This window comes from Paenibacillus sp. NPDC093718, assembly GCF_050279985.1.
In the GTDB taxonomy this organism is placed as follows: Bacteria; Bacillota; Bacilli; order Paenibacillales; family Paenibacillaceae; genus Paenibacillus_AQ.
Map to the genome: position 1 here is coordinate 90,955 of NZ_JBNNUS010000004.1, position 22,160 is coordinate 113,114.

Annotated in this window: 21 protein-coding genes; all 21 read right to left on the bottom strand. The window is 43.7% G+C overall.

The window, feature by feature from the left end; genetic code table 11:
• Positions 1–187 precede the first annotated feature (187 nt).
• Complete coding sequence (gene secA / locus ACQKPA_RS13350) at positions 188–2,701, bottom strand: preprotein translocase subunit SecA (RefSeq protein WP_427492920.1); 2,514 nt, start codon at positions 2,699–2,701, stop codon at positions 188–190.
• Positions 2,702–3,424: 723 nt separating this feature from the next.
• A complete protein-coding gene (gene hpf / locus ACQKPA_RS13355; RefSeq protein WP_100540918.1) occupies positions 3,425–3,988 on the bottom strand; it encodes a ribosome hibernation-promoting factor, HPF/YfiA family in 564 nt (187 codons plus the stop codon).
• Between the two features lie 198 nt (positions 3,989–4,186).
• Positions 4,187–4,384, bottom strand: a complete 198-nt coding sequence (locus ACQKPA_RS13360; RefSeq protein WP_009594275.1) for a cold shock domain-containing protein — start codon at positions 4,382–4,384, stop codon at positions 4,187–4,189.
• A gap of 265 nt (positions 4,385–4,649) precedes the next feature.
• Positions 4,650–6,398 (bottom strand): glycosyltransferase, encoded by a 1,749-nt coding sequence (locus ACQKPA_RS13365; RefSeq protein WP_427492922.1) that lies wholly within the window; start codon positions 6,396–6,398, stop codon positions 4,650–4,652.
• A complete protein-coding gene (locus tag ACQKPA_RS13370; protein WP_427492924.1) occupies positions 6,395–8,296 on the bottom strand; it encodes a glycosyltransferase in 1,902 nt (633 codons plus the stop codon). Before ACQKPA_RS13370 ends, ACQKPA_RS13365 begins: the two co-directional genes overlap by 4 nt.
• 21 nt (positions 8,297–8,317) lie before the next feature.
• Positions 8,318–9,406, bottom strand: a complete 1,089-nt coding sequence (locus tag ACQKPA_RS13375) for a glycosyltransferase (protein WP_427492926.1) — start codon at positions 9,404–9,406, stop codon at positions 8,318–8,320.
• Positions 9,407–9,458: 52 nt separating this feature from the next.
• Positions 9,459–12,629: an IPT/TIG domain-containing protein gene (locus ACQKPA_RS13380; RefSeq protein ID WP_427492927.1), complete on the bottom strand. Its 3,171-nt coding sequence runs from the start codon at positions 12,627–12,629 to the stop codon at positions 9,459–9,461.
• A 12-nt stretch (positions 12,630–12,641) separates the two neighbouring features.
• Positions 12,642–12,965: a hypothetical protein gene (locus ACQKPA_RS13385; protein WP_427492929.1), complete on the bottom strand. Its 324-nt coding sequence runs from the start codon at positions 12,963–12,965 to the stop codon at positions 12,642–12,644.
• A 2-nt stretch (positions 12,966–12,967) separates the two neighbouring features.
• The gene (fliS, locus tag ACQKPA_RS13390; RefSeq protein WP_427492931.1) at positions 12,968–13,354 is read right to left on the bottom strand and encodes a flagellar export chaperone FliS; all 387 of its coding nucleotides are present in this window, start codon (positions 13,352–13,354) and stop codon (positions 12,968–12,970) included.
• A 61-nt stretch (positions 13,355–13,415) separates the two neighbouring features.
• Positions 13,416–14,909, bottom strand: a complete 1,494-nt coding sequence (fliD, locus tag ACQKPA_RS13395) for a flagellar filament capping protein FliD (RefSeq protein WP_427492933.1) — start codon at positions 14,907–14,909, stop codon at positions 13,416–13,418.
• 21 nt (positions 14,910–14,930) lie between these two features.
• Complete coding sequence (locus ACQKPA_RS13400; protein ID WP_427492935.1) at positions 14,931–15,275, bottom strand: flagellar protein FlaG; 345 nt, start codon at positions 15,273–15,275, stop codon at positions 14,931–14,933.
• A 75-nt stretch (positions 15,276–15,350) separates the two neighbouring features.
• Entirely contained in the window at positions 15,351–16,175 is an 825-nt protein-coding gene (locus tag ACQKPA_RS13405) for a flagellin (RefSeq protein WP_427492937.1), read from the bottom strand.
• Positions 16,176–16,339: 164 nt separating this feature from the next.
• The gene (gene csrA, locus ACQKPA_RS13410) at positions 16,340–16,582 is read right to left on the bottom strand and encodes a carbon storage regulator CsrA (protein WP_427492939.1); all 243 of its coding nucleotides are present in this window, start codon (positions 16,580–16,582) and stop codon (positions 16,340–16,342) included.
• Complete coding sequence (gene fliW, locus ACQKPA_RS13415; RefSeq protein WP_427492941.1) at positions 16,560–17,024, bottom strand: flagellar assembly protein FliW; 465 nt, start codon at positions 17,022–17,024, stop codon at positions 16,560–16,562. The genes csrA and fliW overlap by 23 nt, the downstream gene beginning before the upstream one ends.
• A gap of 74 nt (positions 17,025–17,098) precedes the next feature.
• Positions 17,099–17,674, bottom strand: a complete 576-nt coding sequence (locus tag ACQKPA_RS13420; RefSeq protein WP_427492943.1) for a DUF6470 family protein — start codon at positions 17,672–17,674, stop codon at positions 17,099–17,101.
• A gap of 12 nt (positions 17,675–17,686) precedes the next feature.
• Positions 17,687–18,580, bottom strand: coding sequence for a flagellar hook-associated protein FlgL (gene flgL / locus ACQKPA_RS13425; RefSeq protein ID WP_427492945.1), 894 nt, complete (start codon positions 18,578–18,580; stop codon positions 17,687–17,689).
• 12 nt (positions 18,581–18,592) lie between these two features.
• Positions 18,593–20,164 carry a flagellar hook-associated protein FlgK gene (gene flgK, locus ACQKPA_RS13430; RefSeq protein ID WP_427492947.1) on the bottom strand — a complete coding sequence of 524 codons (1,572 nt, stop codon included), beginning with the start codon at positions 20,162–20,164 and terminating at the stop codon, positions 18,593–18,595.
• A gap of 18 nt (positions 20,165–20,182) precedes the next feature.
• On the bottom strand, positions 20,183–20,683 hold the full coding sequence (locus ACQKPA_RS13435) for a flagellar protein FlgN (protein ID WP_427492949.1): 501 nt from the start codon (positions 20,681–20,683) through the stop codon (positions 20,183–20,185).
• Positions 20,680–20,976 carry a flagellar biosynthesis anti-sigma factor FlgM gene (gene flgM / locus ACQKPA_RS13440; protein WP_006213058.1) on the bottom strand — a complete coding sequence of 99 codons (297 nt, stop codon included), beginning with the start codon at positions 20,974–20,976 and terminating at the stop codon, positions 20,680–20,682. Before flgM ends, ACQKPA_RS13435 begins: the two co-directional genes overlap by 4 nt.
• An 87-nt stretch (positions 20,977–21,063) precedes the next feature.
• On the bottom strand, positions 21,064–21,474 hold the full coding sequence (locus ACQKPA_RS13445; RefSeq protein WP_194539924.1) for a TIGR03826 family flagellar region protein: 411 nt from the start codon (positions 21,472–21,474) through the stop codon (positions 21,064–21,066).
• 113 nt (positions 21,475–21,587) lie between these two features.
• Positions 21,588–22,031, bottom strand: a complete 444-nt coding sequence (locus ACQKPA_RS13450; RefSeq protein ID WP_427492952.1) for a ComF family protein — start codon at positions 22,029–22,031, stop codon at positions 21,588–21,590.
• Between the last annotated feature and the right edge of the window lie 129 nt (positions 22,032–22,160).

Here is a 22,160-nt window from a genome sequence, read left to right on the forward strand (position 1 = left end):
GGAGTTAAATAGTTCCGCGCCCATATTCTGGACGGGCTTATATGGATCACCGAATTCGTCGGTTTTACGAAACTGAACAAATTCGATCATCGCAAGAAAATGATCCTCTAAACACGGTCCGAATTCTGGAACGCACGTCGATGGACGCTTTTCTTATGTTATATTCATCGCCAATGGGCCGAATCGCTTATGCGTTCTGTCCATGGCAGTGCTTATATTTCTTGCCACTGCCGCAAGGGCATGCATCATTCCGGCCGATCTGTTCAGCCACTTGGACCGGACGCTTCTCGGCAGATTCGCTGCTGCTGTTCGTGGAGACTTTGTTCTCGTCCACAACGGCTTGACGCTCCTGATTCGTCGCGATTTGGGCCTTCATGATGTAGGTCGCCACTTCTTCCTGGATCGTCGCGATCATGGCATTAAACATTTCGAAGCCTTCGAATTGGTATTCGCGAAGCGGATCGGTACCGCCGTAAGCACGAAGGTGAATACCTTGACGCAATTGGTCCATTGCATCGATATGATCCATCCACTTACTGTCTACCGCACGCAGCACGATAACCTTCTCGAACTCACGAACCATTTCTTCGCCGATGGCTTGCTCACGCTCTTCGTACTTCTTCATCACGCGATCGAAGATGTACTCGGTAAGCTCTTCGGCTTCTTTACCCCACAGATCTTCGCGGGTAACGGCACCCTCGTCCAGCAACTTGCTGTTCACATAGTCTGCCACTTCTTGCAGTTCCCAGTTCTCCGGAATGTCATCGCTGCAGTGAGCCTGAACGACACGATCAATGACCGGCTTAATCATCTCTACAACGATTTGCTTAATATCTTGGGACTCCAAGATCTCGCGGCGCTGTTTGTAGATGATCTCACGCTGCTGATTCATGACGTCATCATATTGGAGAACGACTTTACGCATGTCGAAGTTGTTGCCTTCTACCCGCTTCTGCGCGGATTCAACCGCACGGGTAATCATTTTGCTCTCGATCGGCTGGTCTTCTTCAAAACCAAGACGTTCCATCATATTCAGCACGTTGTCCGTACCAAAACGTTTCATCAGCTCATCGCCGAGGGACAGATAGAACTGAGTGGACCCCGGATCACCCTGACGACCGGCGCGACCACGCAGCTGGTTATCAATCCGGCGCGATTCGTGACGTTCCGTACCGATAATGTGAAGCCCGCCAATATCCTGCACGCCTTCACCAAGCAAAATATCCGTACCGCGTCCCGCCATGTTCGTCGCGATCGTTACCGATCCCGGCTGACCGGCGCGGGAGATGATTTCCGCTTCCTCCGCATGGTACTTCGCATTCAGAACTTTATGCTGGACGCCTTTGCGCTTCAGCATTTCCGATAAACGCTCGGAGTTCTCGATGGAAACCGTACCCACTAGAATAGGCTGGTTCTTTTTGTGACGTTCCACGATCTCAGCTACAACCGCCTTAAACTTGCCCTCTTCGCTCTTGTAAACCACATCCGGCATGTCGATACGCTGATTCGGTTTGTTCGTAGGAATTTGCAGCACTTCAAGACCATAAATCTTCTTGAATTCTTCTTCCTCGGTTTTCGCCGTACCGGTCATACCTGCCAGCTTGCGATACATCCGGAAGTAGTTCTGGAAGGTGATCGTTGCAAGGGTCATGCTCTCGTTCTGAACCTCGATGCCTTCCTTCGCTTCAATCGCCTGGTGGAGACCATCGCTATAGCGGCGTCCAGCCATCAGACGTCCCGTGAATTCATCAACGATAACCACTTCGTCGTCGGTAACAACGTAATCCACATCGCGGCGCATGATCACGTTCGCTTTCAGCGCTTGTACAATGTGGTGATTCAAGGTTACGTGGTTATGGTCATACAGGTTGTCAATACCGAAAGAACGCTCCGCCAGCGCTACGCCTTTTTCAGTTAAGGCCACGGATTTGACTTTAATGTCTACCGTATAATCCTCTTCCGCAGTCAGACGCTTTACGAAACGGTCAGCGGCAAAATACAGCTCGGTCGATTTCTGAGCTTGACCCGAAATGATGAGCGGTGTACGCGCTTCGTCAACCAGGATGGAGTCCACTTCATCAATGATACAGAAATAGAGCGGACGCTGAACCATCTGCTCTTTGTAGAGGACCATGTTGTCCCGCAGATAGTCAAAACCGAACTCATTGTTCGTTCCGTACGTAATATCGCAAGCATATGCCTGCTGTTTATCCGGGTGTTCCATACCGCTCAGGTTAACCCCGACCGTCATTCCCAGGAAGTTATATATTTGCGCCATCTCTTGGCTGTCACGCTGCGCCAGATAATCATTGACCGTTACAACGTGAACACCTTTGCCAAGCAGGGCATTTAAGTAAACCGGCAGCGTACCTACAAGGGTCTTACCTTCACCGGTCTTCATCTCTGCAATTCTGCCTTCGTGGAGGGCCATTCCTCCGATCAGCTGCACGTCATAGTGACGCTTGCCGAGTGTCCGTCTGGAAGCTTCACGAACGGTCGCAAACGCTTCAGGAAGCAATTCCTCCAGCGTCTCACCTTTCTCGATCCGCGCACGGAACTCTTCGGTTTTGGATTGCAGCTGCTCATCGGAGAGCTTCTCAAAATCCGGTTCCAGTTTGTTGATTACATCGACCGTCTTCATGAGACGTTTGACATCACGCTCGTTGGTGTCGCCGAATATCTTTTTGACAAGTCCTAGCATGGTTAACCCCTTTCGTGCAAAACAAGTGATAGAATCAACTTCATTAAATGCCAAAGGGTTAAATGATGAAATCGATTCATTGATTCCTTATGATGGTCCCATTTCATGCAGGCTAAAAAGCCCGTCCCATAAAATGAGGGTTTGCATAAATTGTAACAGTTTGTAAGGGATGCCGCAACAATATGTGCTATCACAAGAGATGTCTGTTACGTGAAGCCCTACTCTATGAGACGCGGGAGGGCTCAAAAAAGTTGCGTGGTGCATTTACCCAGCCATAACCAATGGAGGTATATTCATTTCATAAAATGAAACTCTACATCTAAATGGGTGCCAAATATTCATCGCCCATTGTCCGAAAATAACAAAGACTCCGCCCCAGAACTATCGCTGAATCGTGGCTAACCGAACGTTAATCCTCTTATATAGGAAGTACTTAAGACGTTGTACCTGAAGCTGTTTTAGAAACCGCCCCGAAGTCCCCTAGGAGCCATCTCATTAAAATAATGGTTGCACTATTCAGCACACTCCGATGGCTTACCATCCAATACCAGCGTCTTTACGATGCCTATCGCCATCGAAAACGTATATATCCAAATAAAGAGCCCCACCCGCTTACACGGATGAAGGCTCATCTTACATTTCAATTTCATTTCACCGTTTAAAATTTAAAATTCGATCAGGTCCAACTGCCTCTGCATTCCGTTTGGAATGCCGTTTAAAAACTTAGTCCCGCTCGATCAATCCGTACTTGCCGTCATCACGCTTGTAAACGACATTTACTTCTTGTGTGTCAATGTTGGAAAATACGAAGAAATTATGGCCTACCATGTTCATCTGCAGGATCGCTTCTTCCACGTCCATTGGCTTCATGGTAAAACGTTTCGTACGGACAACTTCGTAATTGTCCTCGTCATACTCGACTTGCTCTGCCTCCATCTGACTGGTTGCTGCTCCGTTCGCCGCAATGAGCGTCTTCAATCCGCCCTCTTGCTTGATCTTACGGTTCAGCTTGGTTTTGTGCTTGCGAATCTGACGTTCCAACTTGTCCACAACAGCGTCAATGGAAGCGTACATATCGTCGCTTCGGTCTTCCGCACGCAGTACCACGCCTGTGAGCGGAATGGTCACTTCCACTGTGTGCAATCCTCGAATGACATTCAGGGTGACATATCCTTCAGAGGTGGGGGGTGCATCAAAATACTTATCTAGCCTGCTGAGTTTCTTGTCAACATAGTCCTTCAAAGCATCGGTCACTTCAATTTGTTGACCTCGGATAGTGAATTGCATTGGGCACTCCTCCTTTGCACCTTCATTATAGCATTTTGTTAAGGCTATGTAAAAAGTCAGAATTGTGAATTTTAGCACAATATTTATCGGAGGTCGGATACAAAAAAAAGACCCCGGAAGTTCCGGAGTCTTGGGCTAGCGAATCTCCAATTGTTAACCATCGATTACCGTTTATGTAGGTCGGCTAAGCCGGGATGATTATAATTTGATTACGTTAGCTGCTTGCGGGCCACGAGCGCCTTCAACGATCTCGAATTCTACGGATTGTCCTTCTTCCAGAGTCTTGAAGCCCTCGGATTGGATCGCGGAGAAATGTACGAATACGTCGCCGCCGTCCTCAGTCTCGATGAAGCCATAACCTTTCTCTGCGTTGAACCATTTCACTTTACCTTGCATGCACTAACATTCCCTTCATTGTCAAATAAAGTGTGACACTAATTGTCCACATTTCCGACTATAGCACCCGACTTATCCAGTGTCAATTACCAAGGAAAAGGTTTTCTTTTGCAAAAAAACCGAAAAAATGTCGACTTGGCTTCAGGCCTGAGTTGGTGGGCGAAAATAGTTTGCGGACAAAATAGGTTTAGGGTTATTTACCCGGGGAGGGAGGGGGTGAAACAGGGTGATAAGTTATAATCCAGCTCCTCTCTCTTCAAAAAAATCAATTACTTACCATCATTTCTTTTACTACCTCAGATAAATCTTCGTACGCTTGTTTATCAACATTGCGGAGTTCATCACGATATTCATCGGCCGCAGAATTTTCCCCAATAAAGTATAGAAAATAAGAAATATTATATAAAGCTTCCGAATTAAACATATCCGCTAAATGGGCTTGCTCAAAAAACGGTAGTACACGTTCATATTTTCCATTTTCAAAGTGACCTACCCCTAAAAGGTTTAACACTTCAGTTTTACTATCATCCTTAAATAACACGTTAACCATACTTATAATATCCTGTACAGCATACTCCTGCAGTTTTTCTACAATCGTATGGGGTTGGTCCTTAAAATCCATAATGGTTAGCATGACATCATATAATGGATTCTTGGAAGAGCTCAAAATATACTGATACGTTCCAAATTGAGCCTTGAGGTCCGATTCACTAAGCATATTAAGTCGATCTATAAAGACTTCTTCTTTCTTGGAAATCCCCGTACTCACCCCTCCTATTTGGGTAATTTTATATCCTGTTGAAAAACTCATTCTTTGAATTTCTTTCAGGGTGAAAAACCGCATATGAGTTCTATCCAAAATACCTGCTTCCGCATAAGTGAAGTTACCTTCAACCAATAAATCACTCATTACACTATGATGCATAATATTAGGAAGGCTGATAAGTAATTTACCTGTTGGCTTGAGATATTTACGGATGTTGGTGAGTACATTCCACGGGTCGTAAAGATGCTCGAGCACATCTGCAAAAATAATATAATCGAAAAAACCTTCTTCATAATTCATGACATCATTTTCGACATTTTCCGGTTGAACATCCGCTATAATTTTTGCGACTTCTGCTGCTTTCTCATTAAGCTCTATTCCGTAAAGATGGCTATTTTTATACCGATTTTTTATCTCCAGCAACGTGCCTCCACAAGCACAACCCACTTCCAGAACGTTAATTGGCGAATCAGTTGGCTCATCAATAAGCTTAATAACTTCCATACGAATATGTTGGGAGTACAGAGGGCTAAATCCCCATTTGTTTTCATATTTCCGAGCATTATTTCTTAGAATTTGACTATATTTTGCCGACATCTCTCCAAAAGATACACTACCAAAATGATGAATAAATGTATCTTTGCATAATAGTAACTTGTAACCTGCCTTGCGGATTCTTAAGGAATAGTCATCATCCTCAAAATTTCCGGGAGAGAAAATTTCGTCCAAAACCCCAATTCGGTCTATAACAGTCGATTTAATCAGGTAACAGAAACCAATTAATTTCAAGCGTTCATCCCACTTCGTTGGATCTGTTGCATTATATTCAGCAGCAAACCGCTGCATTTGTTCCAAATTGGTATAGCTGGTCGTTATCTTTTGAGCATAAGAACAATTATTTGTTACGCAGCTAACAGCTCCCACGGTATCATCACTGTATAAAGCAGTCGTTAATTGCTCTAACCACCGCTCAGTAACTACTGTGTCGTTATTTAATAATAGGATATTATCGCCTGAAGAAATTGCAATCCCTTGATTACATCCTTTTGGAAATCCAAGGTTACTTTCATTGAAAATTGTTTTTATGTCTCCTTGCTCATGAAGCCAGCTGATCGTTCCGTCCGTTGAAGCATTATCCACGACAATAAGCTCATAACTTCCGGGGGCTGTAAATTTTCGGATACTTTCAATACAAAGCTTGGTGTAATCGAGCTGATTATACGTTAATATTACAATACTTGTTTTCATTTTGCCTCCTGCATACTTTTGTGTACAATCTGTTTTACCCAAGCTGATTCCGGTTTCAAATTCGCCATCGAAACAAGAGTCTGTTGTTGAATCTCTTCATCTCCAACCGCTACTGCCAGGTCATAAATTTTATATAACCCTTCAAATTTGCTGGAGGAAATGCTTGCTTGTGTATAGTAAGTGTAAGCATCTCCGTGCATATTCAAGTCTCTAAGGATATCCCCTGCCAGTAAGTAAACCTTGTCTTTATCTATCGATTTATCTGGTTCAAGAATACAGCTTAGAGCGAGCTCTGAAAATTGAAATTTATGAAGCATCTTGGCAAGTTCATAACGAAGCATGGGAACCTGAACCTGGTTCATAAAGTACTCAATAACTTCATATCTGCGCTGCATCAATAAATCAAAACATAAATTAATAAAATACTCGTTTATATCTTTAGTTATATCTGCTTCACTAATCTTTTCTCTATTCATCATTTTTAGAAACAAAGTTTTGTCTCTCGAACGCAAATTGAACTCCATTTCGAAGTGTTTAAAAAATTCCTTATCTTCGGTAACGATGGCATGTAATAACAGATCCCGCTGGCTTCCACCTGAAATCTTGTCACAAGATAACCAGAGTTTCCTGGAAGCTTCAAAGTCACCTTCCATCTGTAACACAACAGCTTGTAACTCAGTAGTCATCTCCTGACGAATATTTTTGGATAAAACCGGGAGTAGGGAGCTTCTTAATAAGTATAAGGATTGCATTAATAGCATAGCTTCCTCAGAAGAATCCAGTGTGTAGATCCCTTGTAGCTGCCGCAGGAGATCCTCATGGGGTGCATTAACAAAGAGCTCCAAATAGATTCGTAAAGAGGCAAAATGCATTTTGTTTTGCATTAAGCTTTGAGTAATGTGTTTGTGAGTCTGTTCCCTCTGACCCAGCTCTAAATAGATTTCCGCCAAATGAGCGTGTGCAATATAAGAACCAACCCCCTCTAATGAGGACAGCAGGTAATCATCTACTTCTCCTAATTTGAGACATTCCAGAAACGAAGCTTCCGCGTCTTTCCAATGTAGAATTCGCTTGTATTGAAGACCAATTTCATAACAAATATCCGTATACGTTGGATACAGCAATGAAGCATCTTTAGCGACTTTCAATGCGTCTTCGTATCTCCCTAAATTCGACAAGCTCTGAATTAGGAATACCAATAACTTCGGAGCAAACGTCGTATTTGGGTTTAGCGCATAGGATTTTTGAAAAGCCTGAACGGCATTTTCCATTTCGCCTACAGCTTTATATTGAGTCCCCAAATTAAAATAACCAAATGCAGTTGGTTCTTGTTTTAATTCTTCTTTTAGAATTTGCATGTTTCTTTCATTTTTATCTTTACTTTTAATTACAGCCTTGGTGTAGCCATCATGATTTATATAGACCGGGAGAACCTGGCCCTTAAGTTCGGGCAAATCCCAAAAATTGATCTGTTCATGAAGTGCACCTTCATATAGAAAACCAGCATCTCTTTTAAAGAGACGAGCAAAAGAATGAGTGTCAACAATCCCGGAACGAATCATATTTCTTATTCTTAAAAAATAGTAGCTGGCCTCGAGGGGATTAAGCAGTATCTTTTTACTGTCATCGCCAAAGTACTCATCTGCATCCAATGACAATATATAGTCACCTGTTGCGCGTTCAACTGCGAAATTACGTGCATCCGAGAAATTATTAGTCCATGTAAAATTATAGATGTTAAAAGTAAAACGTCTTGCAATTTCAATGGTTCTATCAGTTGAACCTGTATCTACAATTACAATTTCATCAACAACATCTAATACACTGTTGAGACATCTCTCCAATGTTCGCTCCTCATCCTTGACAATCATGCACAACGATATTGTCTGATGTTTCATAATAAAACTCCTCACCTAATTTTATCTGTTCAACATTGCTAGTCTCTTTTGCGCAGGAGTATAATTCATCTTACCGCTCTGGATGTATAACTCTTTAGCTTCCTGAGTTTTCCCTGTTATCTCGTAGTATAGTCCTAGATTGTATAATGCTTTATAGCTCCCTACACCTGTTGACGTTTCATATTTTAATGGATCTGCTTCTCCGATCTCCAAGCATTTGCTGTAGAGCCAAGGGATCTTATGGAAGTACTCTACGCGTTTCGCTTCTATAATCCAAGATGCATATATATAATATAAATCGGTATAGTAAGGGTAATTTTCGATAGCTTTCGCTAAAATGTCTTCTAATTCGCTCCATTTTTTTTCTTTTAGCAGACTATATGCGAAATGCAACCATAAGTTAGGTGTGTATTTATACTCATTTCCTTCTTTATCCAGAAGGCCAAGAGCTCGTTGAAAATAATGAGATGCCTGTTCGTAATCCTTAGCAACATACAGGGTTTTGCCAATCTGAAACAAAAGGTAGGGATCCTCCGCTTTCTCATCCAACTGTCTTAACAGTAAATTCAGGTTTCTCGATGTTTTTTGTTTTAGTTCAATCCATTTCTTCTGATAACCATAATGAATTAATACGATTTCTGTAGCCACGCCATTGACCGGTTGGTCATTACTTGTCAGTTGCTCATGTATAATCCCTTTATACCGATATCCACTGTTTTTTGGGAATATTCGAGTAATATATGTTTCTGTCTGCTCTCCATCGTCCAGTTCATTCACTATTTTAATCCTGCCCGCTGCTGACGTGCCTAAAGTAACATAAGCGGCCAAATCGGAACCATCTCCTACATATACTTCATCTGCATCCATCATCAATATAAACGGAGAACTGGCTGACTCCAGTAGCCGGTTGCGCGCTTCACTAAAATCCTCCGTCCATTGCATCTCATTAACCCGTGCCCCAGCAGTTTCTGATATTTCCCTTGTTTGATCTGATGACCCTGTATCAAGAACCAGGACTTCGTTAACATATGGGAGTATTGATTCAATTGCATTCCCTATATAAGCCTCTTCATTTAATGCAAGTATACACACACTAATCTGTAACAGCATATCTCCTCTTCCTCCATTGAAAAAAGAAAGGAGTCCAAAGGACTCCCTGACTTTATTTATATTCAAAATTTAGTGTAGCAGTCTCCTGACCATCCGGATTAATTACTTTAATAGCAACAATTCCCGGAGCACTTGCTTTTGGCGTTCGGAGTCTTACTCGTGTACTGTTAATAAAGCTGGCAGCATAATTAACGCCTGCAATATTAACGACCGCTCCTGCTTGAAAATTAGATCCATCGACATACAGTAATGTTCCGCCAATCACTGGCCCGCTTGTTGGTGATAATGCTCTTAGTGTAGGCGCAGGTATTGGCGGTGGCGCATCATAAGTATACTGGGCAGTAGCTGAGACGCCTGAAGGATTTGTAATTACGAAATCAACCGCACCGGGAGTTGAAGATTGCGGTGTTTTAAACCGTATTCTCGTACTGCTGATATATTCGTAACTCATAGGAGAACCGTTAAACATTAAAGTAAGTCCTGCCTCAAAGTATCTTCCATCAACATATACCAGGGTACCTCCTGCTAGAGGCCCATTGGCAGGTGAAATGTTAGTGATTTCCGGTTTCGCCTCTTCGTAAGTGTATGCTTTTAACAGGGTTGCGGATTTACCATCCGGATTAGTTACTGTAACATCTACAGACTCAGCAGTGATCGATGCAGGCACTTTGACCCGCACGCGGGATTTATCTACAAAAGCATAAAATTCAGCCGTTTGTGAGCCTATCGTTACCGTTATACCCTGTTGAAATTCGTCCCCATAAATATCAACAACTCCACCACCGGCTTTATTTCCTGAATTAGGGGAAATAGAAGTGAGAATTGGAGCCGGATATACAGGAGGAGGATCGTAGGTAAACCCGTCAGCTTTAATAGCCTCTTTACCGTCCGGATTAGTCACTTTGATGGCTACCGTTCCTGGTTCAGTCGTTGCCGGAACTCGAATTCTTAGACGTGAATTGTTGATATATTCAGGGCTAATAACCGTAGATTTGCTGTTCTCGATCCATTCCAGCTTAATGCCTGACTGATAGTTGGTTCCATCCACATAGACCAGTGTTCCGCCACTCATTGGGCCGTTGGCAGGTGTGACAGTCGTAATGGTAGGAGCAGGCAGTTCGGGAAGCGGTTCATAGGTAAAAGCCTGGGTTTTAACCGCATACTGTCCATCCGGATTGGTTACTTTAATATCCACTGTACCAGGTTCAGTGGCAACGGGTACGCGTAAACGCAACCTTGTAGATGAAATGTATGTGGCACTTAAATCCGCAGACGCTCCAATGTCAATTTTGGCTCCATTCACAAAATTTTCCCCATCAATATAGGTGAGTATACTACTATCCATAGGAGCAGTGTTTGGTGTTACTGTTGTAATAACAGGTGCTGGTGGCGGAGGCGGCGTTTGGTAAGTATATGCCTGGGATAGGCTGGATTCCGTGCCATCCGGACTAACCACCTTTATATCAACCGTCTCTGCCTGTGGCCATGCTGGCGTTTTAACCGTCATCATTTGAGAAGTATTAACGACTACGCTCGAACTCTCAACGGTATTAAAATATACTTTTGTGCCTGCTTTAAACTCCTTACCGCCTAAAACAACAGACTCATTACCCGTTATAAGCCCTTCGTTTGGACTCACGCTTAAAAGTTCTATTTTGGGCGGCTCATTATATGTAAATCCATCTTGTACGACAACGGACGTTCCATCTGGATTTACAAGGGTAACGTCCACTTTTCCCCACTGTTGAACAGCTGGCGTTTTGGCATACAGGTAAGTATCATTATTAAAAGTGACTGCTGCCGGTTGATCCCCAAACTTGACAGAAACACCGTTCATAAAATACTTTCCATAAACTTTAACCGTTGTTCCTCCAGAAACTGGGCCATTGTCAGGTACGAGGCTGATGACTACCGGATCCATATAATAACTGTATGATCCAGTTGCAGATTGGTTATCTGGATTAACCACCTTCAATTCCACTGTGCCCTGCCTTCCAGGAGGGGTAACAATCGTGATTTCCTTATCATTCATAACTGTCACGCCCGAAGAAACGAGCGTATTAAACAGATATACTTTGGCATCGGGAAGGAAGTTCTCTCCATGAATCGTAACCGTCTCGCCACCGGTAAGTATCCCTTTATCCGGTGTGATGGAAGTAATGACGGGTGCGAGATAATTCACTTGCAGATTGGTTGCAGGAATATTGTACGTCAAATTAGCACCGGTATAGTCCTTATACTTGATCGTGGAACCAGGTTTGGTAATTGGGAAAGTTCCATTCTTGCTCTCTGCTTTATGTCGGATTTTGTAGGTAAAGGAAAGAGTATCATTTTTTAATTCCAAAAAATTCCAAGTTAAAGTGTTCCCTGATACTACAGGTTTCGGTATATTGCTATCGTATGATCCCGGGACAATTTCAAACTGATCCGATACTGTATCGGTAACAACCACATCATATGCACTTGCAAGACCAATTTCCTTGACAATTGCTGCATAGATTTCGGACAATCCAGTTGAACCTAATACAAAATGATGGTGATGCGATGTAGTGGCCATATCTTTCAAAAGCTTGTTGGGACCACTTGTATCAGGATCTATTCCTTGATCAAGGAGAGCAATGGTGTAAAATACAATACCTGCATTCTTGGCTTCTTCAGCTTTTTTCAATGTATATTCATAAGCGCTCAAGCCATCGCCGCCCACAGTGGCATCGCCGTCCGTCATCAGAACGATAACGGGTTGAGCTTCCGGCCGGTGATTGGCAAGGTACTCCTGTGCCTTCATAATGGCTAATGCAGTCCCAGTACCGCCACTTGCGGTGATTGTGTCTATGTAACTTTTAGCTGCAGCTCCATCATTCGTCAACTGGACACCCTGGTATGCCTCACTTGCATAGTCAACAACACCAACTTGGTGCTTGGTCAGGTCCATAAGATCTATGAATCCTTTTGCAGCAAGTTTAGCGTTATTCATTTTTTCAGTTCCCATGCTACCAGATCTGTCTATAATTAAAATAACATCATTGGGTTTTACTACATTAACTGGCGGGGTGCCTTGAATATTCAAGGTTACTTCAGCTTCGCCACCGACCAGAATGCTGTTCGGATTCACTGTCTTGGTAGCAGTTACGTAGTTCGTTGCGGCGTTTGATGAGTAAGGAAACGAACTTATCCCTACGAGAAATACTAATGCTACCATGACAAGCTGCTTTAATCTTCTCAATATTTAGCCTCCTTAAAGTTTTTTATCGTAAAAATACGACTCACTATAATCAGCGGCTTGTTCATAATGCCTTGTTATGACAGGTGACATGTTATGACTCTTTTGCATCCTGTTTCGTGCATCACTCACTAAAGATTCAATTGATGCGTTTAATCGGGACAAACATTCTAATAATGCTAACTCATTTGAATCGTAAGGTTCGCCTTGATTCGAATACAAAATGTTAAACAGATGCTCTACTTCATCCGTTTTATTTAAATACAATCTGGCATCTCCATCTGCTATAACCTCTTCATATATGCGCTTCAAATCCTGCATAACCTCATAACGCTGCATCTTTAGTTCCCCTTGCCGCTTTTTACAAGCTGAACGGCCTGTTTCCATGTCTCTGCAAGTCCTTTTGCAAACTCAATCGCGGGCTCTAACAGCTCGGGTTGTTTTTTGATCACAAATATATTGAGCTGACCTAGGTAAAACTGATACAAATCCCGTAATTGATGTGCAATGGCATATTCAAAATTAAGGGTGGCCATAAGTTCATACATAATAGCCATGGCTTTGTTAACCGACTGGATCATTTCATCGTTTTGATTGTGTTGCAGTTGCCATTCAGCCATCTTCAATTTACGATATAACTCTTCGTACAAAAGGAGAGTCAAATCACCGGGGCTAGCTGTTTCCACTTTTGTCTTTAAATACTGTTGCTGATAATTTGATGCAATCATTCTAACATTCGCTCCTTTTATACTTAGGGTGCAAAATCGAAGAGCTAGGCAGCTACTAATACTAACCCAGTTGTGATGCGAGCCAAGAACCCTGACTATTTAATTTCTGCAATGCCAACTCCATCGCTGTAAATTGTTTGTAATATCGATCCTCAACAGCTTGCATTCTTGTCTTAAGCACATCGATCCTGCTGTTCAAATCACGAATTTGTGTACCCATTTGGCTGCTATCAGCCGCATCCGAAACGGACCCGCTGCCAATCCGTTTGATCACTTTATTAATCTGGGTGTTTAAAGTACTATAGAGTCGTTCAGCAATCCCAATTTCTTTCTGATAATTGGGATCTGTCTTATCCAAGGTTGAACTCTTCGTGAATAATTTCATAACGCCGTCAGGGTTGCTAGCAATCGCGTCTGTAAGCTTCGCTTCATCCAGTTCGAGTTTTCCAAGCTCACTGGTAGCACCTACAGTAAACTTTTTAAATGTAATCCCTATGTCTGAAAGAGTATCAATCCCTGTTTTAACGCCATTGCTAATGGTTGCTAGACCTTCAACTTTGTTGACAAGGGCACTGCGTAAAGAAGAGAGAGTATCTGTTAAAATATCATCTCGGTATAACAAGCCTGATTTCGCTCTGGTTTCCCAGAGTTCAATTTGCTTCTCTGACATATTTTCTTTCTGCTCGTCAGTTAATGGCAAATAGCTTCTGCTCGGTACTGCTTTAGTTTTTTCATTCACTTTATCGACAAGGTTGTTATATTGCTCAACAAATCCTTTGATTTGACTGACTATGCTGGAAGTATCCCTAGCTACCGTTATAGACGCAGCTGAAGAGGATACTCCTTTCAGATCAAACCTAACCCCATTTAACTCAAAAGCATTATTTTCAAGTATCATCGTTTGACCATTCACTAGAACAGAGGCGTTTGTTCCAGTCTGAGGCGTACTCATCTCTTGAAAACCGAGCTCGGCTACCCCAGTGCCGGTCACTTGAATAGTTGCGCTCTCACCCGTAGCTGCCGTGCTTAACATAAATCGCTTATTCACACTATCAAAGCTTAGGGTTGCACCTATGTTAGCTGCGTTAACCTGTTTAATAATAGAATCATAAGTTGTAGCACCCGAAGTCATATCAACATCTACTGAGCCGTTTGGCCCTGTAATGGTTATGCTCCCCCCACCTGTTACAGTAGACTTGGTGCTATCGATTGAGGTTTTGCTACCTGTCACTAACGCGCTGGAGGCTAACTGATTGACTTGAATAGCATAACTACCACTACTGGCGTTAGACGAGGCAGTAGCTGTAACAACGCTGGAATTGCTGCTTGTCGCGCTCTGCTTACTAAACGAATTCGAAAATCGCAATTTATCTGCCAAGGTACGAATGGATGACAGCATCGTATTCATTTCCCGATACTCATCACGTTTCCAGGCAATCTTCTGCTTCTGTTGATGCAACTTATCAAGCGGTGCTCGCTCAACTTGCATAAGCTGTTTAATAATAGTATCCGTATCCATTCCGGACACCATTCCGCTTAATTTAATGGTTGACAATTATGAACACCTCCTCATCGTTTACTTCCTTTCGTCCAGAAACAAACCTACTTGTTCACACAAGTTTTGGACCAGTTCCAGATATTTCTCTGGTGGAATTTCCCGCAATATCTCATTCGTCTGTGTATCCATTACCTTGACAATCAGTTGTTGGCTTTCTTCATGGATTGACCATTGCAGACGCGTGTCCATCCTTTGGAGCACTTTGTTTCCATGCTCAATCAGGCTCTGAAGTTGATCTTCTCCGAGAGTGGGTGTTTTCTTCGCTGATTGGCCCTGTTTACTGACATTAGCCTCAATGTTGCGCTGTCCCATGGTCACTTCATTAGAGCGTTGAGGTTTATCCGAGAATGAATCGATTCGCATTCTTACAACCCCTTGTTAAGATATAGAAAAGAAACCGACCGGATAATCCGGCCGGCTCCTGTGTTAATCCTTTGATTAACGAAGCAACTGCAGAACACCTTGCGGTTGTTGGTTAGCTTGCGCCAACATAGCAGTAGCAGCTTGTTGAAGGATATTTGTTTTCGTAGATTCGCTCATTTCTTTAGCCATGTCTACGTCACGAATACGGGACTCGGCTGCCTGAAGGTTCTCTGCAGTTGTTCCCAAGTTGTTGATGGTATGCTCCAGACGATTCTGAACAGCACCCAAGTCAGAACGCATTCCGGAAACGCTGTTAATCGCACTTTGAATCAGTTCAAGGTTGTCTGTTGCAGTACCATTAGCTCCATCCAAAGCTGTCAAACCATCGATACCCAATGAAGCAGTATCAGCAGCAGCTAGTGAAAGAACAATTGTATCGCCTTTATTAGCACCTACTTGGAAAGTCAAAGTAGTACCTGCTACAGCAGCGCTCAACAGATCTTTCGTATTGAACTTGGTTTGACTCGAAATTGCGTCGATTTGCGAGGACAACTGATTAATCTCACTATCAATTTTCGCAGCATCTTCAGTAGTCAAAACTTCGTTCGCAGCTTGAGTGTACAATTCGCCCATACGTTGCAGCATAGCATGAGTCTCATTCAATGCACCTTCAGCCGTTTGAATCAAAGAGATACCGTCAAGAGCATTTTTGTTTGCTTGCTCCAAACCACGGATTTGGTTACGCATTTTTTCGGAAATAGCCAGGCCAGCAGCATCATCAGCAGCACGGTTGATTCTGTAACCGGAAGACAATTTTTCCAAAGATTTGCTTTGAGCATTGTTATTAGCAGTCAGTTGACGCTGAGTGTTGTACGAAGAGATATTGTGGTTAATACGCATGATAAAATTCCTCCTTGGATTATGTTGGTGATTCGCATCCATGCTTCACCCATTTTTGTAATCGAAACCATAGCATTCGGCCGTCACTGCCATGTCTTTCGACCCATATTATATTTATCGGTAGCACTGCTAGTTTGTTTAATAGCTGAATGATATATTTTTTATTAAATCTTATTTTTTTTCTGTGCAGTGACCTGATGCAGAATATCTTGAATATCTTCGTTGAAATCCAACGCATGTTGATTCTGCTGCTTTATGGCCTCATAAATCTCTTCGCGGTAAATCGTTACGTTCGAGGGAGCTTCGATACCGATCCTGACCTGATCTCCATTGATTTCTATAACGGAGAGGACAATATTATCATTGATCATGATCTTCTGACCTTTATTTCTTGATAGGATCAGCATCTGCGCCATCTCCTCTCTTCGTTCCCATCAGTGGCTGCCGGGTCGAGTATCCGCCTTGGTCAAGAACAATCTGGGCTGCAACATTTCCGGCTCTGCTAATGACAAGGGGGGCTTTTAAGTTACATGTAATATCCTGAGCAGAACGAACGGTGACAATCACCAAAATCCGAATATCCTTTTCACTCTCAATATTCAGCGTTTCTAACCAATGAGAGTCCAGCTGAAACTCATAATCATTAAAAAAAACAAACGGATCCGCCACAATAAACGTTAAATTTTCATCTTCTACAGACTGTAGAAATTCAAACGGATGCGGATTCTCTTCCGGCTGAATAATAATATATTTCGCTATATCTCCAAAACCTAGGACTGGACCTACAAAAGTAATAACTTGATCCTCTTCGATTTCAATTGGCCCGAATCTCTTTGTATTGACAACCATAATTGATGTTCCTCCCTTTCTAACAACAATAGCTATAATGACACTTGTCCATTATAGCTATTGTAATTCTGTAGTTAGACAACTGAATCCAGTTGATTCCCTATTACAGATATATTCATATAATTTTTTTGTGTTAAATAAGTATTGACCTTGCCAAGCTGGTAATCCATTACCGGCTTATGAGTTTCAGGATTAAAAGTGACCCCTCCTGGAATATAAGTGGTATTCACCTGTCCGGGGATGAAAGTTATATCTACATGGTCATACCCCGGTTCACCCGTTACCTCGACTCTCGGTCGATCCTTAAACACATTGTCTCGCGCAATTTCGGCAAATACGTTTCCGCCTTGTTGAATAGCCATCATCCGATCCCCGTCGCGGGCAATCTCTGCTATATTTTGCATCGAAATCTGAAGGGAAGACTGAGCTATTCGGTCTGTCATCTCTTCAATACGTGCCTTTCCAAGTGCGGACCACGCCTTTCGCGAATCAATCATCAGACTAGGCATGGTACGATCCATCTTTAACACACCAGGCTGCTGGTTCATATTAAGTGACGGTCTGGGCTGCTCTATACTCTGCTGGCCCTTCGTCGTTTGAAGGCCAATCTGGGAGTACCCTTGCTGAATTTGTATTCGGGGGATATTCATATATATCCTCCTCTATCTTAGGAAATCCATCAAACTTGGGCGAATAATTCGAGCCATAGTATCTAAAGAAGCCTGATACACACTTTCAGAGGTTTTGAGATCTATAATAACTTTTGAAATATCTGCGTCTTCCACTTTGGATTGTAAATCCATGTAGTTTAAATTTAGATCGCCAAGTCTGCTAAGCGTAAATTCCAGACGATTTTGTTTACCACCCATCTCCGCTTGCGCAGTAATGGTCGTCTCCAAATTCTTCTGCAGTGAAGGTATGGCACTTTGAATACCTGCTGTATCATCAGCAAGCAGTGCCTTCTTAAGATTATCTACCACAGCAAATATTCCCGAAGTGTCTCCATATGCTCCAAACACTTGCTCACCTAAGGTGTTCACAGACACCGTGATTCCAGCACCAACTTGATACCTTACTTCGCCATCATCCAAAGCATATGCGGTTTGCGTTGGATCCTCAGGGAATGGCTTCTCATCGGTTCTCTCACCATTAAAAATATACTTCCCTTTAAATTGTGAGTTTCCTAAAGATACAAGCTGTTGGTACAACTGATCTACTTCAGCCGCAATGTTTTCTCTGGCATCCTTCGGTACAGTGTCAGTTCCACCCTGCACCGCTAGCTCCGATAGCTTTTGAACAATCTGTGTAACTTCTGTCATGACCGTATCGCCATACTTAAGCCAAGAATCCGCATCTTCCGCATTTTGCTCAAACTGCGTTGTAGCAGTAATCTGGCCGCGATACTGTAGAGCACTGGCTACACCCACCGGATCGTCGGAAGGACGATTAATCCGGCGCTGGGTCATCATTTGCTCCTGATATTTATCCAGTCTGCGATAGTTGCCTTGCAAGCCGCTCATCATGGAGCCAGTCATCATGGATTGGGTTATGCGCATGACTTATTCCTCCTATCTTCCGACGACGCCGGTACCGTTAATTAATTTATCCAACATTTCATCAATCGTAGTGACAACACGTGATGAGGCGCTGTATGCATGCTGGAAGCGGATCAGATCCGACATCTCTTCATCAAGCGATACACTGCTAATCGACAGACGGAGTGTATCTGCATGCTCAACCAGCAATGTGCCATTCTCCACCATCTTGTTAGCATTGCTGCTGTCCGTACCTAATTTGGAGATAACAGACTGCAGATATCCTTCAAAGTTCGTAATATCCGTTACCGCACCGTTGCTGTTGTTTGGATTGAAACTAAACGTTCGCTCAGACAATCCCGCGATCAGAAGTGCCATGCCGCCGTTACCTTTAAGAACGACCTCGGAGGTTGTTCCATCCGGATTACTCTTCATCTCGGTTCGTAAGGAAGCGCCGATGTTTTTCAGATCGGATTGAATGGTTTGGTTAAGCCTCATATTTCCCGCCGTAATTGGCCCCCCGTTAGCAGATACAAAGAAGTCGCCGCCGGTGGTGGCCGGCTCCTTAAGGGTGTAACCCAGTTTATGTAGTCCATTTAGACCGTCAACGGTATGCTTCGTATCCTGGGCAAGTTTGCGTGGATTATTCGCATCCATCACCGCATTCGGAATGTTCACGCCCGGAGGGAGAATCGTTCCAGCCGGCAGGGTCACTTCCACTTTGCCGGTAGCCAGTGTGTTGGCCATAATGTTCAATTGGGTGATATATCCTTGGACGTGCACATCACGGGAGGTCACATACCCGGCAATCTCCCCGCCGGTCAATGCACCGGCAATCGCGTTCGTAATCGGAGTGAACGCCATATCGTCAACCACGACCTGGTTGCCAAACGTCACTTGATAAACGTCCCCGGTCTCCGTCACATTTACGTTCCCGAGCAATGATAGCTGATCAACGAGCAGGTCCCGCTTATCGCGCAGATCGTTTGCGTTATCGCCGAGACCCTCAATCCGCTTAATACTCTGCGTCAATTCCGACACTTGCTCAATATAGTTGTTAGCTTCCGCAACCTTGGTGTCGATGCGAGAAGTCAAATTATTGCTGAGGGTATCCAATTGGGAATAAATATGGTTAAACGTCTCCGTCAAAGCGATTGCTTTCTGCTGAACCGCCATACGAGCGGACAAGTCGGTGTCGCTTGGATTCTTGCTCAGCGTCTGCCAAGCCGTCCAGAACTCGGCAATGCTTGCACTCAAGCTGCTGTCCGAAGGCTCGTTAAAAATCCCCTCAATATTCGAAAGCGTCTCTTGCTGAACGTTCCATGTCGACAAATTTGTATTCTGATTGCGGTATTCGATATCCAATAAAAAGTCCCGTACCCGCTGAATGCTCTCGGCTTCTACGCCCATTCCAAGCTGACCTGCAGCTTGGGAACGCTGCATTCCCGGAAATGCAATCGGGTTAGCTGCAACCAGGCGAGTAGTCTGACGAGAGTAACCTGGCGTATTGGCGTTCGTAACGTTATGACCAGCTGTGTTAATTGCAGCTTGTTGGGCAATCAAGCCCCTCTTTCCGATTTCGAGCAAATGAAATGTGGATCTCATCTACATTTTCCTTTCTGCTTATGCCCTGGTATCAAACATGCTTCGGCCCTTGCCGGCAGGATTCTGATGCTTCGGATGCTGATAAAGCAAATCATCCTCCGGACGGCTGACTAATAAATTCAAACTATAATCAATGAATGCCAGGGACTGTTCAATCAACTCCCGGTTGATCGCATTCAGTTCCTTGAGTTCCATGAGTCTGTCCATTAATTGACGCTGTACATCCTGTAATTCTGTTTTTTCATCCGGGTTAAATACAAGACGGGTCATTTCAGTAACCGTCAGCTGAAGCTGGGAGCGGATGCCCTTCTCACGTAAAAAATCATCTGCGGCACCTTGACGCAGCGCTTCCGTTTCCGCCACCTGCTTCAGCAGGCGGTTCTCCTTGGTCATGACCGCTGTAAGACGTTCCACATCATTATCCAAAATGGCTTGCCTTTTATCTTTCCCTGCCTCTATGAGCTGCTGGTGCAGCTCATCCTGACGCTTCATATATTCGATTATGGATCTAGCACTCACTTGGATTCACCTGATTTATTGTAGGATTGAAAATACGGGAGCAATTTGTCCGCTAAACGGTCGACCGGCACTTCATAAGTGCCATTGGCTACAGATTCCTTCAAACGCTGAATTTTCTCCGCACGTTCCGGATCCTGAACTTTACTCTGTGCACTCAGTTCCATCGCCTCCGGGGAGATTGATACTTCATCCTTACGGCGTTTCTTCTTATCGATATGCTGCATCTCCCGAGATTCAATATTCCGTTGATACGAATTGATGCCGTTCACACGTCCCGATTCGTTAATCTTCACGCCCTATTCACCTCACTTAAAATAAAAGACCGATAAGCTTTACTAAGTTTATCGGCCGGATATGAAACATTGTTAATAGTTCAAAAGTTAGTATTTGCGCAGTTTATCGACTGCACTGTAAGTCTCTCTGTCTTTGCGGGACCCAGGCTGATTTTCCTGGTCGCCAGCAGCCGCCTGCCTTAGCTCCCTCGTTAATCGCGTCCGGCAGGACTCGCACATATTGCTCTCACGAATCAACGTTCCGCATACTTCGCAAGGATACGCAAGGTTTGGCGCGTTCGCAATCGAGATCCGGCCTTCCTTGATGAACTTCGTAATTTGCCGCACAGATACTTCCGTAGCCTCAGATACCTCATGAATCGTTGCGCCTTTTTGCTCACGAAGGAAGGTTGCGCATTTCTCATATTCTTTCTCAATAACCTTCATGCATTCAGGACACAACTCCCGAATATTAACCGTATATAACTTGCCGCACCGAGGGCAATTCCCCAGATTCATGCTCAACAACCTCCATGCCACATAGAACCTTTGATACCCCTAGATTACATTATCTTAGGCCATACGTCTATCATTCGGTAACAGAATCCACACATTTTTCCTATTTTAATCATTTACGAACGAGCCCAGGTTAAACTATAGATCTCGACGGGCATTTCCATAAGGGGTTCGCATCTCCGCAAAACCTGCGCACAAGCATTAATCGTACTTCCAGTTGTATAGATATCATCAATCAAAAGTATACGGAATGGTCCTCTGAACAGAGATGCTCCCACTTCAGAACGAGTATGCTCTGCGACCTGATTACTTATGGACAAAAGCATATCGGGTCCATCCTGCAATGAACCGAAAACACCCTCCATATCCTTCAACCGATCCATCCGGTTTTTGAAGCTCTGTTTATCCGTGTGACGTCTACGTTCCAACATCCGTACATAAGGCACCTTAATTCTCAGCGCAAGCCCCTGTGCGAGCACCTCCGCTTGATTGAAGCCCCTCTCCTGAAGCCTTTCCTCACTGACCGGAACCGAAGTGACAGCATGTACAGTCCATGGCATGTTACTAGATTTCCATGACCCCTTATTGCCCAAATGGATGTTTGCTTCCCGATGGAGCATTGCGTATGCCCGTAGCAGCATCTCTATCAAAAGAGGAGCATAACGTTCATTCCCCCTATATTTGTACTG